Consider the following 21,285-nt stretch of genomic DNA (forward strand, 5'->3'; position numbering starts at 1 on the left):
TCCGTCGCCCGGTAGCTCAACGTGTGCCGACCCACGGCGTCGACGTCAACCGGCACCGTGTAGCTGCGGTAGGACGCACCATCGAGCGAGTACTCGATTCCCGCCACGCCCGACTCAGCATCGGAAGCGGTCACTGTGACCCTCGCGCTGGACACGTAGTTCCCGGCGGAGTCCTTCGTCCCCGACACCGTCGCGGAGGTCTCGGGCGGCGTGGTGTCCTTCGGCGGCTCCGGCGCCACGACAGTGAAGTCAACCGACTTCACCGACGACGTGTTGCCCGCCTTGTCCGTCGCCCGGTAGCTCAACGTGTGCCGACCCACGGCGTCGACGTCAACCGGCACCGTGTAGCTGCGGTAGGACGCACCATCGAGCGAGTACTCAATTCCCGCCACGCCCGACTCAGCATCGGAAGCGGTCACTGTGACCCTCGCGCTGGACACGTAGTTCCCGGCGGAGTCCTTCGTCCCCGACACCGTCGCGGAGGTCTCGGGCGGCGTGGTGTCCTTCGGCGGCTCCGGCGCCACGACAGTGAAGTCGACCGACTTCACCGACGACGTGTTACCCGCCTTGTCCGTCGCCCGGTAGCTCAACGTGTGCCGGCCTACTTTGTCGACCTCAACTGGAGCTGTGTAGTCGCTGTATGAGGCACCGTCGAGGGAGTATTCGATCCTGGCCACACCGGACTCCGCGTCCGAAGCGGTCAACGCCACGCTCGCGCTGCCCACGTAGTTCCCGGCGGAGTCCTTCGTCCCCGACACCGTCGCCGACGTGTCCGGCGCAGTGGTGTCGTCGCCGGGCGCGGCGGTGACAATGAGCTCACCCGTCATCATCTGGTGGCCCGGCATCGCGCAGAAGTAGCGGTAGACGCCAGGCGTGAGGGTGACTTCGACCGTGTGCCTGCCTCCCTCGGAGTCGAAGGGGCTCGCCAGGATGTTGAGGCTGACATCGTTGTTGTAGTCGGTGTTCGAGGCGTCGAACGTCAGGGTGTGCGTCAACCCCGTCGTGTTGCCGGTCGCCGCACTGCTCTCGAACACAATGGTCGCCTTGCCCGCCACCGCGGTGGTGGGGGCTGACGTGTACTTCGTGTAATCGTCGCCGGCCGTCCAGGTGAGCACCTGGGGCGCTGCGGTCTTCTCCGCGTGATTCACCGCCGCGTACGCGGCCGGAACGGCCAATGCGAAAGCTGTGAAGACAACGGCCATCAGTGCCATCAGCACCGGATGCTCGCTGAATCGGTCACGTAGCGCGGATCTTGAGGGGGGCGGATCCGTCTGGGCATGGAGCAGTCTTCTGAACACCACTGCACCTTTCAGGAATTCGCTTGTGCGGCACCGCGCAGGACTCGCGGTCCCGCCGGGTGGACGATCAGCCGCCGGGATGAGCGCGTTCGGGAAGCGAGTACTGCGCTCACCGGACCGGCGCCCTGGACGGAACGGGGCGAGTGCCGCGCTTCGGTAGTCGCCCGCGCGCGACGACGACGGGGACCGCCGTCACTCACGCACAGGCGGCATCCGCCCCTGTCGCTGCGAGGCCGCTGGCGCCGCGAACCCGAGGGCGGGGTTCACGCAACCTCTTTCAATGCGGCAACGAGGGGAAGCTAGCGGGTCTTTTGACTATCCGCCAAGACCTATGACGAGAATCCAACCAACTTTGACCTGAGTCTGGAAAAACTGGATGCGTGCTCGCTACGGTGTCCAGGTCCCGAGGCGAACCCCCTTCGCCCAGCCGATCCGATCCCGGCCGTAGCCGGCACATCGAGCCAAGCCGGACCGCTTCCACCGGGGTCCGGCCAAGTCGGACCGTACCCACCGGAGTTCGGTCCGGCGACCGCCCCGCCTGTCTCGCGGGGTCGAACGCCCGGCGCACCACCGCGTACCGCCGTGACGGGACAGCTGCCGTCGGCGGCGACTCACACCACGACGACGAAAAGCCTTCGGGCACCTTCGTGTTTCGAGGATTTGGAGAGCGATGACCGACTCAGGCGCAGGCACGAGACACCTCTTCTCCCGGCGAGCGTTCGCCACCGGCGCGGCCGCCGCGGCGGTCGTGCCCACGGTGCTCGGCACCTCCGCCGCCGCCCCGAAGGACAAACCCGGCGAAGGAAGCGGTCAAGGAAACGACAAGGGCACCGTCCGTGAGCTGACGCTGTACATGGAGAACCTGCCGAACGGGCAAATGGGCTACGGCCTGGAGCCCGGTAAGGCGTCGATCCCCGGCCCGCTCATCGAGCTGACCGAGGGCGACACGATGCGCATCGAGGTCGTCAACAACCTGAACGTCGCCGCGAGTCTGCACGTGCACGGTGTGGACTACGACGTCGCCAGCGACGGCACCAAGATGAATGACAGCGTTGTCGAGCCGGGCGGCCGCCGGACCTACGTCTGGCGCACCCATGCTCCGGGACCGAACCGCGACGGGACGTGGGAGGCCGGCAGCGCCGGATACTGGCACTATCACGATCACAACGTGGGGACCGAACACGGCACGGGCGGCCTCAAGAAGGGCCTGTACGGCCCCGTGATCGTGCGCCGCAAGGGCGACGTGCTGCCCGACAAGCAGTTCACGGTCGTGTTCAACGACATGACGATCAACAACAAGGCCCACCACGACACCCCCACCTTCACGGCCGTCCGCGGCGAGCGGGTGGAGTTCATCGTCATCACCCACGGGGATTTCTTCCACACCTTCCATGTTCACGGCCACCGCTGGGCGGACAACCGCACCGGGATCCTGCAGGGTCCGCAGGACGTGAGCCGGATCATCGACACCAAGACCGTCGGCCCCGCGGACTCCTTCGGGTTCCAGGTGATCGCGGGTGCCCGGGTCGGCGCAGGTGCCTGGATGTACCACTGCCACGTCCAGAGCCACGCGGACATGGGCATGGCCGGGATCTTCCTCGTGACCGAGGCCGACGGCTCGGTCCCCGGCGGCATGCCCCACCACTAGAAGGCAGCGGCGGGGTCCCGATACGGGCTCCGCCCCCCGAAGCCACGCCCGTCAGGCCTGCCTGACGGCCTGACGGGCGTGTACCAACCTGCCGCCGGTCGGTCCTCGTCCGCGAGGACCGGAGGCGAACCTGGCCTCCCTGCTCCGGCACCCTGCCCTTCCCGGGCAGCGTGACCGCCCACCGAAAGCCGTCGCGCCCGGCGCATGCCGGGCGGGGGCACCTGCGGCAGCCCTCGCTCCATCCCCTGATCGCTCTTCCGTTTCCGGATCGAGTCAAGGAGCACACATGGGCAAGAGAGACCTGTTCGCCCTGTCGAGACGAAGCGGATCACCGCCGTCGCGTCCTGCGCGGACCTCTCGTCACGCGTGGCCCTGGCGCCGCGCGGTCGTTCTGCTGTCCAGCGCCGCACTGACCGTGGGGCTGTCCACGCTGCCTTCCGTGCAGGCACAGGCGCAGCCGCCCGTCGAAAGCGTCGGCCAGGACCAGGGCGCCGCCACCGAAACCAAGGTGAACGTCCTGGTCTTCCACGGACCGGCCGCCAAGCAGGACGACCCGGTCAACAAGGCCACGGCGGCGATCGAGAACCTCGGCGAGAAGAACGGGTTCAAGGTCGTCGAGTCCGAGGACGCGAGCGTGTTCAACACCGCCGACCTCGCCAAGTACCGAGGGGTGGTGTTCCTGTCGGCCGACGGCGTGACGCTCAACGCCGAGCAGGAAGCCGCGTTCCAGTCGTACATCAACAACGGCGGCGGCTTCGTCGGCGTCCACGACGCCGCCCGGGCCCAGTCCGACTCCTCCTGGTTCACCGGGCTGATCGGCACCCGCCCGGCCCTGGGCCTCCCCGACCCCGAGAAGGTCGTCGAGAGCGCGGCCAACGGGGAGAACCCGCCGAACGAGACCAAGGACAAGCTGTTCGACGGCAAGAACGACACCAAGTGGCTGGCCCGTACGCCGACCGGCTGGGTCACCATGAAGCTGGACAAGCCCGTCGCGGTGGTCAACTACGCGTTGACCTCCGCCAACGACTCCTCGGGACGGGACCCGAAGGACTGGAAGCTGCAGGGCTCGGAGGACGGCGAGACCTGGAAGACCCTGGACACCCGGACCGGCGAGACCTTCTCGTCGCGGTTCCAGACCAGGCAGTTCCAGTTCACCAACAGCACGGCCTACCAGCACTACCGGCTGGACATCACCGCCAACAGCGGTGAGCCGCTGACCCAGCTGGCCGAGCTGCGGCTCTTCAGCGCCAAGCCGACGCCCCCGCAGGATTCCAAGGTCCAGGAGTCCGTCGTCAACGTGACGGACCGTCAGCATCCCGCCAACAAGGGGCTTCCGCTCAACTGGACGCGCTCCGACCAGTGGATCAACTGGGACCCCAACCCGATCGGCAAGGTTCACACCATTGCCCAGGTCGAGGAGGGGAAGTACAAGCCCGGGCTCAGCGCCAACGGCCCGTTCCACCCGATCTCGTGGTGCCGTGACTACGAGGGCGGCCGGTCCTTCTACACCGGCATGGGCCGCACCGAGGAGAGCTACACCACCGACACGAAGTTCCAGAACCACCTCCTCGGCGCCATCCAGTGGACCACCGGCATGGTCCGCGGCGACTGCCAGGCGACCATCGCGTCCAACTACAAGACCGAGCGGCTGACCGCCCAGAACCAGGCGGGGAAGCTCGACCAGATCGGTGAGCCGCACGGCCTCACCATGGCCCCCGACGGCAAGGCCTTCTACATCGGCAAGGCCGCCTGCCCGTCCGGCCCGATCAGCTCCTGGAACGACCCCAAGGTCGGCCTGGGCTGCGGCACCATCCACCAGTGGGACTCCAAGACCAAGCAGGTCAAGCTGCTCACCACACTCGATGTGATGGGCAACCGGGGCAGCGGTGACGAACTGGTCAAGAACGAGGAAGGCCTCGTCGGTATCACCCTCGACCCGAAGTTCGAGAAGAACGGGTGGATCTACATCTACTGGATGCCGTACGAGTCGATCGACCGCGACAAGCGGATCGGCCAGCGGACGGTCTCCCGGCTCACCTACGACTTCGCGAACGAGTCCATCGACCAGTCCACCCGCAAGGATCTGCTGCACTGGGACACCCAGATCCACAGCTGCTGCCACGCCGGTGGCGGGATGTCCTTCGACAAGGACGGCAACCTCTACATCGGCTCCGGTGACAGCAACTCCTCCGGCGGCTCCAGCGGCTACTCCGGGAACAACTGGACCCAGGACTACAAGGGTGTCTCCTTCCAGGACGCCCGCCGCACCGCCGGTAACACCAACGACCTCAACGGCAAGATCATCCGTATCCACCCCGAGCCCGACGGCACCTACACCATCCCCAAGGGCAACCTCTTCGCGCCGGGCAAGGCCAAGACCCGTCCCGAGATCTATGTGATGGGTGTCCGCAACATCGCTCGGCTCTCCGTCGACCCGGTGCACAACTGGCTCAACGCCGGCTGGGTCGGGCCGGACGCGGGAACGTCGAGCCCCGAGCTGGGCCCGGCCAAGTACGAGACGGCCACGATCATCACCTCCGCGGGCAACCAGGGCTGGCCGTACTGCATGGGCAACCGGCAGCCGTACCGTGACCGCAGCAACACCGACGCCAGTGTCCTCACCGGCTGGTACGACTGCGACAACCTCAAGAACGAGTCGCCGCGCAACACCGGCCTGGTGGACATCCCGCCGGCCCGCGACAACATGATCTGGTACTCACCCCAGGGCGGCGGCCCCGTCTTCCCCGAGCGCTCCGACGGCAGCGGTGTCCCGAGCTACGTCGACAGCGAGGCCACCTACACCCAGCCGTACCTCAAGGGCGGCGGCCAGGCCATCATGTCCGGTCCGACCTACCACCGCTCCCAGGTGGACACCAAGAGCGGTGTCGCCTGGCCGGCGTACTGGGAGGACAAGTGGTTCATCGGTGACGAGTCCAACTCCAACAACCGGGTCGCGGTGACCGTCGACCCCGACCAGGTCAAGGACGCGGGCGCGCCGGCCTTCGGCGAGGACCTGCGCAGCATCATCGCGCCGGGCAGCGGCTCCACCCAGCTGCAGAGCTGGATGGACGCCAAGTTCGGTCCCGACGGTGCGCTGTACATGCTCGACTACGCGGGCGGTTTCTTCAGCCTGCACTCCAACCAGAAGCTCATCCGCATCACCTACCAGGGTGGCCCGGCCACCCCGAAGCCGCAGGACGCCGGGGCGCGCGTCATCACCCAGAGCAAGCCCAAGACGGTGGCGTTCTCCGGTGCCAAGGTCGGCGGTGTGGCCTGGGAGTGGGACTTCGGTGACGGCAGCGCGCCGTCGCACGAGGCCAACCCCACGCACACCTACGCCGACTACGGCACGTACCAGGCGAAGCTGACGGTCACCTACGCCGACGGCGAGAAGGCAACCTCGACGTTCGACGCCAAGGCCGGCTGCCCCGCGCCCGACGCCCGTCCGACCGTCAAGCTGCTCGACACCGACACCGGCGTGGCCAACCACCGCGCGGGCGGCGACTGCACCGTCAACGACCTGATCGACGACGAGGCGTCCTGGCCGAACCACGGCGAGTTCGTCAGCCACGTCAACGGCGTGGTCAACAACCTCCGCAAGGAGGGCGTCCTCGACAACCGCGAGTCGGCGGCGATCAGCAAGGCGGCGGCGCAGAGCGATATCGGCAAGGTCGCCGGGTACCGGCCCCTCTTCGACGGGACCGCGGCAAGCCTCGCCGACTGGCGGCAGGCCGGCCCCGGGAAGTTCTCCCTCCAGCCCGACGGCACCATCCGCAGCTCAGGCGGCCTGGGCATGCTGTGGTACGCCAAGCAGGAGCTCGGAGACTTCTCGGTCAGGCTCCAGTTCCGGGACATGGCTCCGGGTAACGGCAACGCCAACAGCGGTGTCTTCATCCGGTTCCCGGACCCGCGGACGCCGCTGGCCGACCGCCCGGCCGGTAGTTGCGGCACGGTCGGTTCGGCTCGCACCGCCCCCGAGTGGCTCGCGATCTACTGCGGTCAGGAGATCCAGATCTACGACGGGGCCACGGGCGAGGTCCAGAAGACCGGCTCGGTGTACAACTTCAAGCCGGTGGGCCTGGACAAGGCGGGGGTGACCCCGAAGGGCCAGTGGAACGACTACGAGATCCGCGCGGTCGGGCAGCACTACACGATCATCCGCAACGGCGTGGTGATCAACGAGTTCGACAACACGCCCGGCAAGTCGTCGTCCCGGGCGGGTGACCCGCCCACGGACCTGCGTCAGTTCCTCAGCGGGTACGTGGGGTTGCAGAACCACAGCAACAACGACCAGATCGATTTCCGCAACATCCGGGTGCGGAACCTGTAGTCGCGATCGGTCGACCCCAAGCGTGACTCCGGGGGATGCCTACCCCCTCGGATACTCGCTGTAGCGGCACGGAAGCGAGGGCCGCGGCCTTGAGGTCGCGGCCCTCGCTGCGTGTTCGTACCTGACTGATGTTCGTCAGGGCCTCGTGGAGTGGGTGATCTCCGCGAACGTCGCCGGCTCAGGACGTGATGGAGGCCCGGAAGCGGTAACGGCCCGGTGCACTCTCCGTCGTGCACCGGGCCGTAGGAGGAGCTGCAGCGATGACGGCCCCGAGCCCGCGGGGCCCGGGGCGCGCGGGCTCGGCCCGCCGTACGGCGCAGGGTGCAGAGGATCAGTTCTCGGAGGGTGCGTCGCCGGTCGGGGGGTCACCGGCAATCCGCTCATGGTGCCTGATCACTTCGGCGATGATGAAGTTCAGGAGCTTCTCGGCGAAGGCGGGGTCGAGCTTCGCGTTCTCGGCGAGGCGGCGCAGACGGGCGATCTGTTCGGTTTCGCGCGTCGGGTCGGCCGGGGGCAGTTTGTGGTTCGCCTTGAGGTGGCCGACCTGCTGGGTGCACTTGAAGCGCTCGGCGAGCATGTGGACAACAGCAGCGTCGATGTTGTCGATGCTCTCGCGGAGCCGGTTCAGTTCCGCGCGTACGGACTCGTCGATGTCGCTCGGGGTCATGGTCGTCGAGCTTAGACGCCCGGGGTCCACGCGGTGATCGTCGGTGGGTGTTCGGGGTCGGGGACCTGGTCGCTCCAGCCGCCGGGAACGGCGCGGCCCTGTTGTTCACGGAAGCGGACGGGGGCGGTGCCGACGCGGCGGGCGAAGAGGCGGGAGAAGTAGGCGGGGTCGTCGTAGCCGACGCGGCGGGCGACCGCGGCGACCGGCAGGTCGGTTGCGGCGAGGAGTTCTTTGGCTCGGCCGAGGCGGATGCCGAGGAGGTAGTCCTTGGGACTGCAGCCGGCGCCGCGGCGTACGGCGGTGCGCAGTTCGGCGGGGGTCATGCTGTGGCGGGCCGCGTGTTCGGCGACGGAGAGAGGTTGGAAAGCGTCGCGGGCGAGCGCCTGCAGGACGGGGTCGCCGTCGGGGCTGACGTCGGCACGGGCGCGGCGCAGGGCGACGAGGAGTTCGTGGACGGCGGCGGAGGTCTCGACTTCGAGAAGGGGATTGCCGCGTCTGGCGGCGCGCACCATGCGGCTGACGGCGGCACGTGCTCCTGCGGTGTCGGCGAGGGGGACGAGGGGGCGGTCGGGTTCGATGTAGCCGAGTTCGGTGTAGGTGGTGGTGGCGGGGCCGGTGAAGTCGACGAAGGCTTCGTCCCAGCCGGTGCCGGGGTCGGCGCCGTAGTGGTGCGGGGTGCCGGGAGTGAGCCAGATGAGGCTGGGTGCGGTGACGGGTATGCGGCGGCCGTCGGGACCGCTGAACCAGCCGCTGCCGGAGTTGATGACCACGGCGACGTGGTGGTCGAGGGTGCGGGGACCGACGGTGGGCAGGGCGCCGTGTTGCAGGCCGACGCCCAGGCAGACGAGGCCGAGGCGGTGGTGGAGCGGGCTGGGCGTGAAGAATCGCATCCAGGTGTGGTACGTCGGCATCCGCTTTCCTTCCTCCGCTCGGCTCGGCCGGGCTCGACTCCGCCGGGCTCGCTTCGGCTCGGCCGGCCGCGGCGATCTGCGCATTGTGTCCAAACAGCAGTGATCTTTGTCCATGGACCGGCCGCACGCCAGGGGGCGAGGGTGGGTGGAACATTCCTCCCGGGTTCGCCCGCTCCGTGGTGCGTGCCGTTGTGCGGCCCCGGGGTGCGCGGACCCGGGGGTGGGACCGGCGCAACAGGAGAGTACGAGCACGATGGCTGATTTCACCGTGGGGGACGACCACTTCCGGCTCGACGGGAAGCCCGTACGCCTGCTGTCGGGGGCCCTGCACTATTTCCGGGTGCACGAGGCGCAGTGGGATCATCGGCTGTCGATGCTGCGGGCGATGGGCCTGAACTGTGTGGAGACGTACGTTCCGTGGAATCTGCATGAGCCGGAGCCCGGGGTGTTCCGGGAGGTGGCGGCGCTAGGCCGGTTCCTGGATGCGGCGCACCGTGCGGGGCTGTGGGCGATCGTGCGCCCGGGTCCGTACATCTGCGCCGAGTGGGAGAACGGCGGCTTGCCCGCGTGGGTGACGGGCCGGTTCGGGCGGCGGGTACGGACGCGGGACGCCGGGTATCTGGAGGCGGTCGAGCGGTGGTTCGCCGAGTTGTTGCCGCAGGTGGTGGAGCGGCAGATCGACCGCGGCGGCCCGGTGGTCATGGTTCAGGTGGAGAACGAGTACGGGAGCTACGGCACCGATCAGGTCTATCTGGGTCGGCTGGCGGAGGTGCTGCGCGGGCACGGGGTGAGTGTGCCGCTGTTCACGTCGGACGGGCCGGAGGACCACATGCTGACCGGTGGTTCCGTGCCGGGGGTACTGGCGACGGTGAATTTCGGCTCGGGGGCGCGTGAGGCGTTCGAGGTGCTGCGCCGGCATCAGCCGGAGGGTCCGCTGATGTGCATGGAGTTCTGGTGCGGCTGGTTCGAGCACTGGGGTGCCGCGCCGGTGGTACGGGATCCGGCGGAGTCCGCGGATGCCCTGCGGGAGATCCTGGAGTGCGGGGCGTCGGTGAATGTCTACATGGCGCACGGGGGGACGAATTTTGCGGGCTGGGCGGGGGCGAACCGCTCGGGTCCGGTGCAGGACCAGGATCTTCAGCCGACCGTGACGTCGTACGACTACGATGCGCCGATCGACGAGTACGGGCGGCCGACCGAGAAGTTCTGGCTGTTCCGGAAGGTCCTGGCGGAGTTCGCGGACGGTCCGCTTCCGGAGCTGCCGCCGGAGCCGTCCGGGCTTGCGGAGCCGGTGCGGGCGGAGCTGACCGGGTGGGCGCCGCTGTCCGTGGTGCTGGAGGTGCTGGGCGACGCGGAGCGGGCGGAGTCCGGTGTGCCGCCGACGTTCGAGGAGCTGGGCGTGGACCGGGGGCTGGTGCGGTACGAGGTCGCCGTTCCGGGTTTGCGACGCCCGTATGCGCTGGGTGTGACCGGCCTCCGGGACCGGGCGGTGGTGTATGTGAACGGGGTCCGGGAGGGCGTGCTCAGCGGCAAGAACGCCACCCTCGACGAGCCGGTGGCCGGCCCCGCGTGGGTCGAGCTGTGGGTGGAGTCGCTGGGCCGGGTCAATTACGGGCCGCGGCTGGGTGAGCCGAAGGGCATCACGGGCGGCATCCGGCACGAGCGGCAGTATCTGCACGGGGTGAGCGCGCGGGCGCTGCGGCTGGCATCTTTCGAGGAGCCGGGTGCGGTGGACGCGGTGCCGTTCGGGGCTGTCGCCGAGAGGGGTCGTGCCGGGCTGTACCGGGGTTGGTTCGAGTCGGCGGTTTCCGCGGACACGGGTCTTCCGGATCACGCGGGGCTCGAACTGCCGGGCTGGACCCGCGGGTTCGTCTGGGTGAACGGTTTCTGTCTGGGCCGTTACTGGTCGGCGGGCCCGCAGCGGACGCTGTATGTACCGGGTCCGGTACTGCGCGAGGGCGTCAACGAGGTATGGGTGCTGGAGGTGGAGGGCGCCGGGGATCCGTGGGTGGAGCTGGGTCCGGGTGTGCCCGTCCGGACGAGCACACCCGGGGGCGCTCAGAGCTGATGCGGTGGGGCCGGTCGGGGCGTCAGAGCGTGGCTGCCGGATTGCCGGGAAGCGCTCGCAGTCCTCACAGGGTCCGCATTCCGGCCGAGATCGCGAGCGGTGTTCGGGGCCGTCCTCGCCACTGTTGCGCGCGCATCCGCTTACAGTGGAGGCCGGTTGAGCGTCACGGATGGGGGTGCGGACGTGCCGGACGGCAGCCCGGTGGTGCATGGCTTCCCTCATCTGGACATCGTCCGGTCCGCGATCACCGCGCTGTACCGGAGGCTGTCGTACGACGGTGTGCTCAGGTACGCCCCGAGCCTGCTGCCCGCCGACGCGGCCTTCTCCGACCAGGACGATCTGTACCTGGGGGCGCAGCGCGTGGCGCGGGCGATGGTCCGGCATCTGCATCTGCCGGATGCCCGCATGATCGTCGGGTTCCGGACGATGGAGCATGCGGGGAGTGTCGAACTCGCGGCGGGGCCCGAGTACTTCATCGAGCTGAACGACCGCTTCCGCACGCATCGCAGGGACATCGGTGCCGCGCTGTCGCACGAGGTGACGCATGTGTTGTTGCACCGGCTGGGTCTGGAGTTCACCGGTACGCGGGACAACGAGATCCTGACCGACACGGCGGCGGCGTATCTGGGGGCGGGCTGGCTGCTGCTCGACGCGTTCCGGGAGGACGCCGCCTCCAGTCAGAAGCTCGGCTATCTCACCCCGGAGGAGTTCGGATACGTGCTGGCCAAGCGGGCGTTGGTGTTCGACGAGGATCCGTCGCCGTGGTTCACGAGTCCGCAGGCGTACACGGCGTATGTGAAGGGGCGGGCGCTGGCGCTGCGGGACGCACAGCAGCCTCCGCTGGCTGCGGCGGGCTGGGCCGGCCGACACCGTTACGCGAAGGACCGGCGGTACGCCCAGGACCATGCGGGGGCCGCCGCGCCCCCCGGGGTCCCGTACCGGTTCGAGGGGGGTCCGGGGGGTTGGCGGGTCTCGTTCGCCTGCCCGACCTGCCACCAGCGCATCCGGGTACCGGTCCGCGGCCGGGTGCGGGCTCGGTGCGGACTGTGCCGCACCGTACTGGACTGCAATACCTGAGCCCGTCGGGGCCCTCCGCCGTAGAGTCGATGGGTGGCAGAAGACCCGGTGACGGACACACGGAACCTGTTCGAGGCCGTGCACGAGGGTGAGGACGCCGTCGTGCGGCTGCTGCGCGCGGGGGCTCCCGCCGAGGCGGTCGACGAGGACGGTACGACGGCGCTCTATCTGGCGGCGGTGTCGGACCGACCGGGTGTGGTGCGGCTGCTGCTGGCGGCGGGCGCCGATCCGGACCGGGCGTGCGGGCCCGAGGCCGGCGATCTGCCGATCTGCGGCGCGGTGTGCGGCGGGCACACGGAGGTCGTCGAGGCGCTGCTGGCGGCCGGGGCGCAGCCCGATCTGCGGGAGCAGTTCGGGTTCACGGCGCTGCGATGGGCGGTGGGTCTGGGTCATGCGCGGATCGCGGAGGCGCTGCTCGCCCATGGTGCGGACCCCGATCTGCCGGGACCGGGGCCGGGGCACGAACCGCCGCTGGTGTTCGCGGTACGGCGCGGGTCTCTGGAGACGGTGCGGGCGCTGCTGCGGTACGGGGCAGGTGCGCGGGCCGGGGCACTGGAGGAGGCGCTGCGGGAGGCGCAAGGGATGCTTGCGCTGGATGTGGAGCAGGAGATGCGGCGCGCGCTCCGGGAGACGTACGGGGACGGGCCGGGGCTGGTGGTGCGCCGCACGGCGGTGGACGGCGGGGAGACGGTGACCGTCGAACTGGTGCGGGACGGGGAGCCGTTCGTGGGGCAGGAACAGCAGACGGGGCACGGTGCGATCGCCACGGTCCTGGAGGGGGAGCTGGGCCTGCGGGCGCCGTACGCGGAGCTGGCGGCGCGGGCGCTGCGCGGCGGGAACCCGGAACTGGACAACTGGCACGAGGCGGTCGAGGTGCTGTGGCGGCGGGGCGACGAGGAGACGTTCCAGGCGGGCGCCGCGTGGTGCGCGAGCGACGGTGAGCCGTTGCGACAGGCGTTCGGTGCGGATGTGCTGGCCCAGCTCGGTTTCCGCACCGGGTCGAAGCCTTTTGCCGCCCGTTCGGTTCCGCTGCTGCGGGAGCTCGCGCGGGAGGCGGCGGATACGGAGCTGATCCGGTCGGCGGTGCTGGGGCTGGGGCACCATGGCGATCCGGTGGCCCTGCCGGAGGTGCTGCTGCATGCGCGGAATCCGGAGCGGGTGGTGCGCCGTGCGGTGACACTGGCGCTGTTCGACCTGGTCTCCGGTGACCATGCAGAGGGGGTCGCGGCCCTGGTGGAACTGAGCCGGGACACCGATGCGGAGGTGCGGGACTGGGCGACGACGGCGCTGGCCACGCTGGACGCGGACACACCGACGCTCCGCGCGGCGCTGGCGGAGCGGCTGGACGACGCGGATCCGGACACGGTCGCGGAGGCGGCACATGGCCTGGCGCACCGTCAGGACCCGCGGGCGGTAACGGTGTTGGAGCGGTTGTTGCGGGAGTCGGAGCCGGACGGTTATGCGCGGTCGGTGGCGGTCGACGCGGCGGCGTACGTGGCGGACGGCCCGGTCAGGGAGCGTCTGGAACGGCTGTGTCCGCGCCTGCCGTGAGCGGCGCGGTGACGAGCGGGCAGCGGGTGCCCGAGTAGATGGTCGGCATGCACTTGTTGCAGTGGATGCACAGGGAACGCGCTCCGGCGTCCTCGGCCATCCGGTTGACCAGATCCGGCTCGCGCAGCAGCGCCCGGGCCATGGCCACGTACTCGAACCCTTCCGCCATGGCCCGCGTGACGGTTTCGCGGCGGCTGATGCCGCCGAGGAGGATCAGCGGGAGGCTGAGCTCCGCCCTGAACTGGCGGGCACAGGGCAGCAGGAACGCCTCCTCGTACGGGTAGGTGCGCAGGAATCTGCCGCCGGCGAGGCGTACACCGAGGCGCATCGGCTGCGGGAAGACCGCGGCGAACTCGGCGAGCGGTGCGTCGCCCCGGAAGAGGTACATGGGGTTCAGCAGGGAGCTTCCCGCAGTCAGTTCAAGGGCGTCGACTGTGCCGTCGTCCTGGAGCCAGCGGGCGACCTGGAGGCTCTCGTCGAGCCAGAAGCCGCCGGGTACGCCGTCGTCCATGTTGAGCTTGGCGGTGACGGCGATCCGGTCGCCGACCTCGTCGCGGACGGCACGGGCGATGCCGAGGGCCACTTTGGCCCGGTTGGCGAGGCTTCCTCCGTAGGCGTCGTCGCGGCGGTTGAGGCGGCGGCTGAGGAAAGAGCTGGCGAGGTAGTTGTGGCCGAAGTGCAGTTCGACGGCGTCGAATCCGGACTCGACGGCGAGGCGGGCGGCGGTGGCGTGTGCGCGGGTCACCCGGTCGATGTCGACGGGCGTCGCCGCTTTCGTCATCCGCATGCCGAGCGGGCTGAGGAAGCGGCAAGGCGCCAGGGCGGGGAGCCGGTTGGAGCGGGCGTCGGCGACCGGGCCGGCGTGTCCGAGCTGCGCGCTGACGGCGGCGCCCTCGTCGTGGACCGCGTCGGTGAGGCGGCGCAGCCCGGGCAGGGCTTCCCGACGCATCCAGATCTGGCGTCGCTCGGTGCGGCCTTCGGGGGCGACGGCGCAGTACGCGAGGGTGGTCATGCCGACGCCGCCCGCGGCGGGTCTGCGGTGGTAGGCGATCAGGGCGTCGGTGACGAGGCCCTGGGGTGTGACGCCCTCGAAGGTGGCGGACTTGATGATGCGGTTGCGGAGGGCGAGGGGGCCGAGCGAGGCGGGGGCGAAGGGATCGGGGACGAGGCGGTCGTGGGTGTGCATCGTCGGTCTCCGTTTCCGGGGGTGGGATGGGTTCCGGGCGGGCCCTCCGTCGCTGTCGGGTCCGACACCCAGGTCGTTGACCACGACCTTCGCCCCCTCGACGGCGAACGCCCGCGCACGGGCCCGACGCCCGTCACGACGACGATGCGTCCGGCGCAGATCCGGGTGTCGTGTGCGTCGCCGCTTGCGGTCATCTCACATCCCCTTGGTGGCGATGCGGGGCAGGCTGTCACCTTCCACGCCTAACAAATGCTTGGTGGAAAGGTAGCCGATCCGCTCATGCGTGTCTCCACCTCCAGCCCGCCACAGGCATGTCCGTCGCCATCGTCGGCCGCGGTGAACGGCTTCTGTCCCGGCGGCATCGGTCCGGTAGGGAACGCCGACGCGATCCTGGCGAGCGAGGACGCGACGTTCGGACTGCCTGATGGCGTCGGGACAGGTGGCGGTCCTGATCGAGGACCTGCCGCACTCCGCGGAGCTGGAGGAACGGGTGATGGAGGAGGCGCGGGAGGTACTGAAGGGACTGCCGCGGATGCAGGGGCGGGGTGCCAGGTCCGTACGGGGGCCACCACGATGCGGAACGAAAAAGCCGGACAGGCGGTTGGATCCAGCCTGTCCGGCTACCCCCGAAAGGGGTTCGGGGCGAGCCTCGGTGCGGCGACCGGGTCGACCGGCCACCACACCTCGTACGCGACTACGCCGCCCTGCGACCCCGCGCGGCCGCACTGCCGTTGCTCCGCCCGGAGCCTCCCGCACGCCCGGAGGACGCACCCGAACCGCTGCCACGGCCCGCGCCGCCGGCCCGCGCCGTTCCGCCACCCTGCGTGGCCCCGACCCCGGCTCCGCTTCCGGCGCCGGACCCACCGCGTCGGCCCCGGCCTCGGGTGCCGGAACGGAACGGCGCACCGCCTCCGCTTCCACCGGCCCCGCCGGACCGTGTGCGCGGCTTCGGCTGGGTCGGCTGGGGTACCTCGATGACGACCGCGATGCCGGACGGCTCGCGCGCCCCGGTGATCCGGCTGAGCTCCTCGTCGCTGGACTTGATCCGGGTGGTTCGCGGCGCGATGCCCGCGTCGGCCATCAGCCGGGTCATCTCCCGCTTCTCCTCCGGCAGCACCAGCGTGACGACACTGCCCGATTCCCCGGCGCGCGCCGTGCGACCGCCGCGGTGGAGATAGTCCTTGTGGTCCGTCGGCGGGTCCACGTTCACGACCAGGTCGAGGTCGTCGACGTGGATGCCGCGGGCGGCCACGTTCGTCGCGACGAGTGCGGTGACCTGACCGTTCTTGAACTGGTCGAGCGTCCGGTTGCGCTGCGGCTGGGAGCGCCCGCCGTGCAGCGCGGCAGCCCGGACACCGCTGGCCAGCAGCCGCTTGGCGAAGCGGTCGGCGGCACGCTTGGTGTCCACGAACATGATCACCCGGCCGTCGCGGGCCGCGATCCTGGTGGCGATGACCTTCTTGTCGGTCTCGTCGGCCACATGCAGCACGTGGTGCTCCATGGTGGTGACGGCGCCCGCGGAGGGGTCGACCGAGTGCACGACCGGGTCGGTCAGGAACATCTTGACCAGACGGTCGATGTTCTTGTCCAGGGTCGCCGAGAACAGCATCCTCTGACCGTCCGGCTCGACCTGCTTGAGCAGCCCGACCACCTGGGGCATGAAGCCCATGTCGGCCATCTGGTCGGCCTCGTCGAGAACGGTGATGGACACCTGGTCGAGTCGGGCGTCGCCGCGCTCGATGAGGTCCTTCAGCCGGCCCGGCGTGGCGACGAGCACCTCGGCGCCGCGGCGCAGCGTGCCTGCCTGCCTGCTGATCGACATGCCGCCGACGACGGTGGCGAGCCGCAGGTTCACGGATGTCGCGTACGGCGTGAGCGCGTCGGTGACCTGCTGGGCGAGCTCGCGGGTGGGGACGAGGACGAGTGCCAGCGGGGCGCGCGGCTCGGAGCGGCGTCCGGCGGTACGGGCGAGAAGCGCAAGGCCGAAGGCCAGGGTCTTGCCGGAGCCGGTACGTCCGCGGCCGAGGATGTCCCGGCCTGCGAGCGAGTTCGGCAGGGTGGCGCCCTGGATCGGGAACGGATCGGTGACGCCCTGCGCGGCAAGGGTTTTCAGCAGGGCGGCGGGCATGTCCAGCTCGGCGAACGCCTCGACGGCGGGCAGTGCGGGGGTCATGGTTTCGGGCAGGGCGAATTCGCCCTGCGGCGGCGTGGCCCTTCTACGGGGCGACGCCTTGCCGGATCCCTTGCCGGAACCCTTAGCGGTTGCCTGTGCCGGGGCCGTGCCGCGCCCCCTCGACGGGCGGGTGCGGGCGGGTCGGTCCTGGCGTTCGGAGCGGGTCATACGGAATTGCCCTCCTGGGGATTCCTGGGAACTACTGGGGACTGCTGGGGGACTCTACGGAGCGCGTGTACCGGCTCGTGAATTCTCGGTGAATGTTCGAGAATTCCGGTCGGTATGCGCCTGCGCGCTCGTACCCGTGGAACTCTCGGCGCATTTCTCCGGGGACAGCACAAGCCGGGACCCGCACCTTCACGGTGCGGGCCCCGGCTGCGAGGTACGCGTCGCGGCAATTAGGCCGGGACGATGTTCTCCGCCTGCGGGCCCTTCTGGCCCTGCGTGACGTCGAAGGAGACCTTCTGGCCCTCCTGGAGCTCACGGAAGCCCGAGGTGGCGATGTTGGAGTAGTGGGCGAAGACGTCGGCGCCGCCGCCGTCCTGCTCGATGAAGCCGAAGCCCTTTTCCGAGTTGAACCACTTCACGGTTCCAGTAGCCATGTCATTCTCCTCAAGAGGTGCAGTGCCGGAAATTCGCACTTTACGAATTCCAAGTCGCCGCATTGAGCCCCATCCGGAGAAAGCCGGAAAACAATAATGCGCCTGAGGAAGCATTCCCGTCAGGCGCACATAAAGTTCATGGGTACCAAAACTGCAACCGGACCACCGTAGCACGTTCTGCCGACCAGTGGCGGATCCTGCCACGCCGCCGGTCGGCGGACTTCCGCGGAAGCCTTGGCGGCAAGCGATTCACCGCCGTTCGATGATCGTCACGTTCACCCGGCCGCCGCCCTCGCACATGGCCTGCAGGCCGTGGCGGCCGGCCGTGCGTTCCGGTTCGTGCAGCGGCGCCGAGGGGTTCGGCGGCCACCAGGTCGATGCCGGTGCGCTCGACGAGGGCCCTCAGCACATGGGCGCCGAGGTCGGCTGGGTGGACGGCTCCGAGGCCTCCCCTGCGCCGACCGGGGTGCGTACCGCTTCGACGATGCAGGCCTCGGCCATGACTGCCGCTCCCTGAGAGGTCCGTGAGTGTCGGTCACGTACGCAGAGCGATGCCGTCCAGGACCATCGAGAGGTACTGGCGAGCGATTTCCTCGGGGCTGTGCTGTCCGCCCGGCCGGTACCAGGAGGCCGCGACCCAGACGGTGTCGCGGACGAACCGGTAGGTGAGCCGGATGTCGAGGTCGGCGCGGAAGACCTCGGCGGCGACGCCGCGTTCCAGCGTGCCGAGCCAGGCCTTCTCGAACTTCTGCTGGGAGTCGACGAGATAGGCGAAGCGTGGCTGGGTGGCGAGGTGCTTGGACTCCTTCTGGTAGATGGCGACGGCGGCGCGGTGCCGGTCGATCTCCCGGAAGGACTCGGTGACGAGGGCCTCGATGGTCTCGCGGGGGCCGAGTCCGGCGGCGAGCACCGCGTCGTACCCCTCCCAGAGTTCGGTGAGGAAGGTGGAGAGGATCTCGTCGATCATCGATTCCTTGGAATCGAAGTGGTAGTAGAGGCTGCCCGCGAGCATCCCGGCCTCGTCCGCGATCCTGCGGACCGTGGTGGCGTTGTATCCCTGTGCGGCAAAGACCTCTGCGGCGGTGTCGAGGAGTTCGCGGCGCCGCTCGGGCGAGGGGGTCACCTGGGGCTTCTTCTTGGTAGGCACCCGCCCATTCTCCGCCCGCGCGATGCCCCGCGGACGCGTCGGCGGGTGCATGGCGAGGCCGGGGGCGACGGCGTTGCCCCGTACGCCGCACATGGCGGCGCACCGGGTGAGCGCCATGACGCCGGCCGAGCCGGCCTTCTCCGCACTCTTCCTGGACGAGGTGTTCGTACCGGACGAGGACGTCATCGGGGACCCGGGGCAGGGTCGGCGCATCGCCATGTCGACCATGGGCAACGGGCGCGGGCGACCGAGGGGCCGGGGGCGTCCGGAGGTCGTTCCGCCCCGGTCGCCGGGCCGAGGGGCGGTGCCTGCCGGGCACGGCAGGCACCGGCTCGGGCGTCAGGTCGTCTCGCGCGGGTTGCCGTCGTCCGTTCCGCGATGGATCGTGCGCAGCGGCTCGCCCGGTCGCCAGACCCGGACGACCAGTTCCTCGTTCTCCACCCCCGTGCTGACGACCTCCGTCAGCTCCGCGCGGAAGAGATGGAACGGCTCCGGCGGCTTCACCTCCCCGACGAAACGGGCCAGGACGGCGGGGTCGGTCTCCTCCACCGCGTGGCCGCAGACCCGGACGTCGGCGTACTCCATCGCGTCGTCCGGTCCCGGATTCGCGTGCACCGCGAACCGCGGATCGCGCCGCAGGTCCAGAGCCTTGCGCGAGTTCGGCATCATGCCGAGCCACAGCTCACCGAAGTGGAAGTTCACTTCCAGCCCGGTCAGGCGTGGTGAACCGTCCTTGCGCAGGGTGGCCAGGACGTGGTGTTTGTGCTGCTCGAAGCGGGCCTGAACGGTCTCGGCGAACCCCGGCTCCGCCACCTGGAACGCTGCCCATGAACTCGATGTCATGGTTCCATCGAACCTTTGAAACCCGACATCTTCTGTCCGGATTTCCGGGCCGCCACTGGTTCGGATGCCGTACCGCCATGATCGTGGTGTGCTGTACGAGGCACTTGGCCGTCATCGTGGCGGCGGGGAGGGACTGTTCCCGCGACCCGAGGTGGAATCCGATGGCAATCTTCGTGCATGCCACTTTGTCGGGCGTCACGGCAGACCAGTACGACGCTCTCGACAAAGAACTCCAGGCACTCCCCGGCGACGCCTTCGCCGGCTGCCTCTCCCACGTCTGCGTCACGACCGATTCGGGCGTGGAGCTCTTCGACCTGTGGGAGTCGCCGGAGGCCGTGGAGAACTTCGGCGCGGCCATGCTGCCGATCGCCCGAAGGCTCGGCCTGCCGATGCCGTCCGGACCGCCGAGGACCGCGCGGACCCACCATCACCGGGTGCCCTTAGCCCTGCCCGCCGGCCGGTGACAGGGTGATCACCAGCGCCCAGCCCTGGGTGCGGAGCACCACAGGTGCCGCACCCTCCATCAACACGGCGTCGTAGCAGTCGAGTTCGATGTCCCGGCCGTCGAGCGTCGCGCCGTCCTCCAGCGCGACGGCCAGGACCGTGCCGCCCTCCGGTGCCTGCAGCCGGAGGGTGCCACGTACGACCGCGACCTCCGCCGCCGTACGTTCCCTGCGGTACATCACATTGACGTTCACGACGGGGCCGCCGAGGAGCTGCCCGTCCGTCTCCAGGTCCCCGGGGAAGTCGTGGGGCCAGTACTGCTCGTCGACGATGTGGTGCTCGCCGCCCACCATGAGATCCATCCCGGCGCCCTCGACCACGGTCAGCGTGCGGTCGACTCCGGGAAACGAGGAGAACGGCCCGTCCGCGGTCACATCGGCGAGGCTGACCCGCCAGTCGAAGTCGTCCAGCCGTGCGCCCTCGGGGGAAGCGGCGATCTCCCGGGTGACTCCCCCACCGTTCTTCCAGGGCACGGCCGTGCGGTCGGCCGCCCTCAGTACCCGTGGCATCACTTGACGATCCCCTGCGCCCGGGCCGCGGCCAGCCAGCTGGGGAATTCGGCGACGAGCCGGTCGTACAGCTCGGAGTCCGGAACCTGCCGCGGATCGAGTCCGGCGTGGAAGAAGCCGGCATTGTCGACGGGGCGCCGCGCGGGCACCGCCAGCTCGTCGAGCTTGTGCAGGAAGTTGAACTGAGAGCTGCGCTTGTTGCCGAAGCCGATGAACTGCCAGAACAGCGGCAGCTTCGCCGCCTTGCAGAGATAGCGCTCCGCCGCGAGCTTGTTGATCGGGCCGCCGTCGGTCTGGAAGACGACGAGCGCGGGTGCGGTCGAGCCGCTGTCGAGGTAGTGGTCGATGACCGCGTCCATGGCCAGGTGGTAGCTGGTCTTCCCCATGTGTCCGAGTCCGGCGACGATCCGGTCGACGCGCCCGAGGTGGTCGTCGAGGGCTATGTCGGTGACGGCGTCGATGTCCGTGGAGAAGAAGACGACCGGCACGCGGCCGTCGTCGTCGAGGTGCGCCGACAGGCCGAGGACCCGGTCGGCGAGGGCCTGGACGCTGCCGTCCCTGTAGTACTCCTTCATGGAGCCGGAGTAGTCGAGCACGAGATAGACGGCGGCGCGCTCTCCACTGAGCCGGTGCTTCTCCAGGGAGACCCCGGCGCTCCTGTAGAGGCTGACGAGCGCGGGGGCGGTCTCCTCGACCTTGCGGAGACTGATGCCGGCCATACGGGGCTCCGTTCCTGGGAAGGGAGTTACGAGGTTACGTCACCGTGGTGGA

General features: G+C 69.6%; 16 protein-coding genes and 2 pseudogenes. 7 read left to right on the forward strand and 11 right to left on the reverse strand.

Features of this window, described 5'->3' with window-relative positions; genetic code table 11:
* A partial coding sequence (locus ACFU6I_RS17310; protein ID WP_384367101.1) for an OmpL47-type beta-barrel domain-containing protein occupies window positions 1–1,211 on the reverse strand: 1,211 nt, incomplete at its 3' end.
* A 757-nt stretch (window positions 1,212–1,968) separates the two neighbouring features.
* Between ACFU6I_RS17310 and ACFU6I_RS17315 the strand changes: the two genes are divergently transcribed.
* Both ACFU6I_RS17315 and ACFU6I_RS17320 read left to right on the forward strand, forming a co-directional pair.
* Window positions 1,969–2,946 (forward strand): multicopper oxidase domain-containing protein, encoded by a 978-nt coding sequence (locus ACFU6I_RS17315; RefSeq protein WP_384366972.1) that lies wholly within the window; start codon window positions 1,969–1,971, stop codon window positions 2,944–2,946.
* Window positions 2,947–3,232: 286 nt separating this feature from the next.
* The gene (locus ACFU6I_RS17320) at window positions 3,233–7,276 is read left to right on the forward strand and encodes a ThuA domain-containing protein (RefSeq protein ID WP_384366975.1); all 4,044 of its coding nucleotides are present in this window, start codon (window positions 3,233–3,235) and stop codon (window positions 7,274–7,276) included.
* A gap of 331 nt (window positions 7,277–7,607) precedes the next feature.
* On the opposite strand, the gene ACFU6I_RS17325 is transcribed toward ACFU6I_RS17320, so the two are convergent.
* Window positions 7,608–7,943 (reverse strand): chorismate mutase, encoded by a 336-nt coding sequence (locus ACFU6I_RS17325; protein WP_384366979.1) that lies wholly within the window; start codon window positions 7,941–7,943, stop codon window positions 7,608–7,610.
* 11 nt (window positions 7,944–7,954) lie between these two features.
* Window positions 7,955–8,854, reverse strand: a complete 900-nt coding sequence (locus ACFU6I_RS17330; RefSeq protein WP_384366982.1) for a helix-turn-helix domain-containing protein — start codon at window positions 8,852–8,854, stop codon at window positions 7,955–7,957.
* Window positions 8,855–9,107: 253 nt separating this feature from the next.
* Between ACFU6I_RS17330 and ACFU6I_RS17335 the strand changes: the two genes are divergently transcribed.
* From ACFU6I_RS17335 to ACFU6I_RS17345, 3 genes are all read left to right on the forward strand, one after another.
* Window positions 9,108–10,922, forward strand: coding sequence for a beta-galactosidase family protein (locus ACFU6I_RS17335; protein WP_384366985.1), 1,815 nt, complete (start codon window positions 9,108–9,110; stop codon window positions 10,920–10,922).
* 156 nt (window positions 10,923–11,078) lie between these two features.
* Window positions 11,079–11,999, forward strand: coding sequence for a hypothetical protein (locus ACFU6I_RS17340; RefSeq protein ID WP_384366988.1), 921 nt, complete (start codon window positions 11,079–11,081; stop codon window positions 11,997–11,999).
* A gap of 48 nt (window positions 12,000–12,047) precedes the next feature.
* Window positions 12,048–13,550 carry an ankyrin repeat domain-containing protein gene (locus tag ACFU6I_RS17345; RefSeq protein ID WP_384366991.1) on the forward strand — a complete coding sequence of 501 codons (1,503 nt, stop codon included), beginning with the start codon at window positions 12,048–12,050 and terminating at the stop codon, window positions 13,548–13,550.
* On the opposite strand, the gene ACFU6I_RS17350 is transcribed toward ACFU6I_RS17345, so the two are convergent.
* The gene (locus ACFU6I_RS17350; RefSeq protein WP_384366994.1) at window positions 13,510–14,736 is read right to left on the reverse strand and encodes an NADH:flavin oxidoreductase; all 1,227 of its coding nucleotides are present in this window, start codon (window positions 14,734–14,736) and stop codon (window positions 13,510–13,512) included. The two genes, ACFU6I_RS17345 and ACFU6I_RS17350, sit on opposite strands and share 41 nt — an antisense overlap.
* 312 nt (window positions 14,737–15,048) lie before the next feature.
* Between ACFU6I_RS17350 and ACFU6I_RS17355 the strand changes: the two are divergent.
* A pseudogene (locus ACFU6I_RS17355) lies at window positions 15,049–15,162 on the forward strand (enoyl-CoA hydratase); the annotation flags it as partial.
* 268 nt (window positions 15,163–15,430) lie between these two features.
* On the opposite strand, the gene ACFU6I_RS17360 reads toward ACFU6I_RS17355, so the two are convergent.
* The 5 genes and pseudogenes from ACFU6I_RS17360 to ACFU6I_RS17380 all read right to left on the reverse strand — a co-directional run bounded on the left by ACFU6I_RS17360 (window position 15,431) and on the right by ACFU6I_RS17380 (window position 19,501).
* Window positions 15,431–17,077 (reverse strand): DEAD/DEAH box helicase, encoded by a 1,647-nt coding sequence (locus ACFU6I_RS17360; protein ID WP_384366997.1) that lies wholly within the window; start codon window positions 17,075–17,077, stop codon window positions 15,431–15,433.
* Between the two features lie 230 nt (window positions 17,078–17,307).
* Entirely contained in the window at window positions 17,308–17,511 is a 204-nt protein-coding gene (locus ACFU6I_RS17365; RefSeq protein ID WP_003969786.1) for a cold-shock protein, read from the reverse strand.
* 358 nt (window positions 17,512–17,869) lie between these two features.
* A pseudogene (locus ACFU6I_RS17370) lies at window positions 17,870–18,012 on the reverse strand (acetyl-CoA C-acetyltransferase); the annotation flags it as partial.
* A gap of 34 nt (window positions 18,013–18,046) precedes the next feature.
* Complete coding sequence (locus tag ACFU6I_RS17375) at window positions 18,047–18,634, reverse strand: TetR/AcrR family transcriptional regulator (RefSeq protein ID WP_384367104.1); 588 nt, start codon at window positions 18,632–18,634, stop codon at window positions 18,047–18,049.
* 363 nt (window positions 18,635–18,997) lie between these two features.
* Window positions 18,998–19,501: a pyridoxamine 5'-phosphate oxidase family protein gene (locus tag ACFU6I_RS17380; protein WP_384367000.1), complete on the reverse strand. Its 504-nt coding sequence runs from the start codon at window positions 19,499–19,501 to the stop codon at window positions 18,998–19,000.
* Window positions 19,502–19,662: 161 nt separating this feature from the next.
* On the opposite strand from ACFU6I_RS17380, the gene ACFU6I_RS17385 reads away from it, so the two are divergent.
* Window positions 19,663–19,965, forward strand: a complete 303-nt coding sequence (locus ACFU6I_RS17385) for a hypothetical protein (RefSeq protein WP_384367003.1) — start codon at window positions 19,663–19,665, stop codon at window positions 19,963–19,965.
* Here the strand turns inward: ACFU6I_RS17385 and ACFU6I_RS17390 are convergent.
* Both ACFU6I_RS17390 and ACFU6I_RS17395 read right to left on the reverse strand, forming a co-directional pair.
* Window positions 19,942–20,517 carry a HutD family protein gene (locus ACFU6I_RS17390; protein WP_384367006.1) on the reverse strand — a complete coding sequence of 192 codons (576 nt, stop codon included), beginning with the start codon at window positions 20,515–20,517 and terminating at the stop codon, window positions 19,942–19,944. The genes ACFU6I_RS17385 and ACFU6I_RS17390 overlap by 24 nt on opposite strands.
* Window positions 20,514–21,233: a vWA domain-containing protein gene (locus tag ACFU6I_RS17395; RefSeq protein ID WP_384367009.1), complete on the reverse strand. Its 720-nt coding sequence runs from the start codon at window positions 21,231–21,233 to the stop codon at window positions 20,514–20,516. Before ACFU6I_RS17395 ends, ACFU6I_RS17390 begins: the two co-directional genes overlap by 4 nt.
* Window positions 21,234–21,285: the final 52 nt, after the last annotated feature.

It is taken from the genome of Streptomyces sp. NPDC057486 (assembly GCF_042802415.1).
GTDB lineage: Bacteria > Actinomycetota > Actinomycetes > Streptomycetales > Streptomycetaceae > Streptomyces > Streptomyces yanii.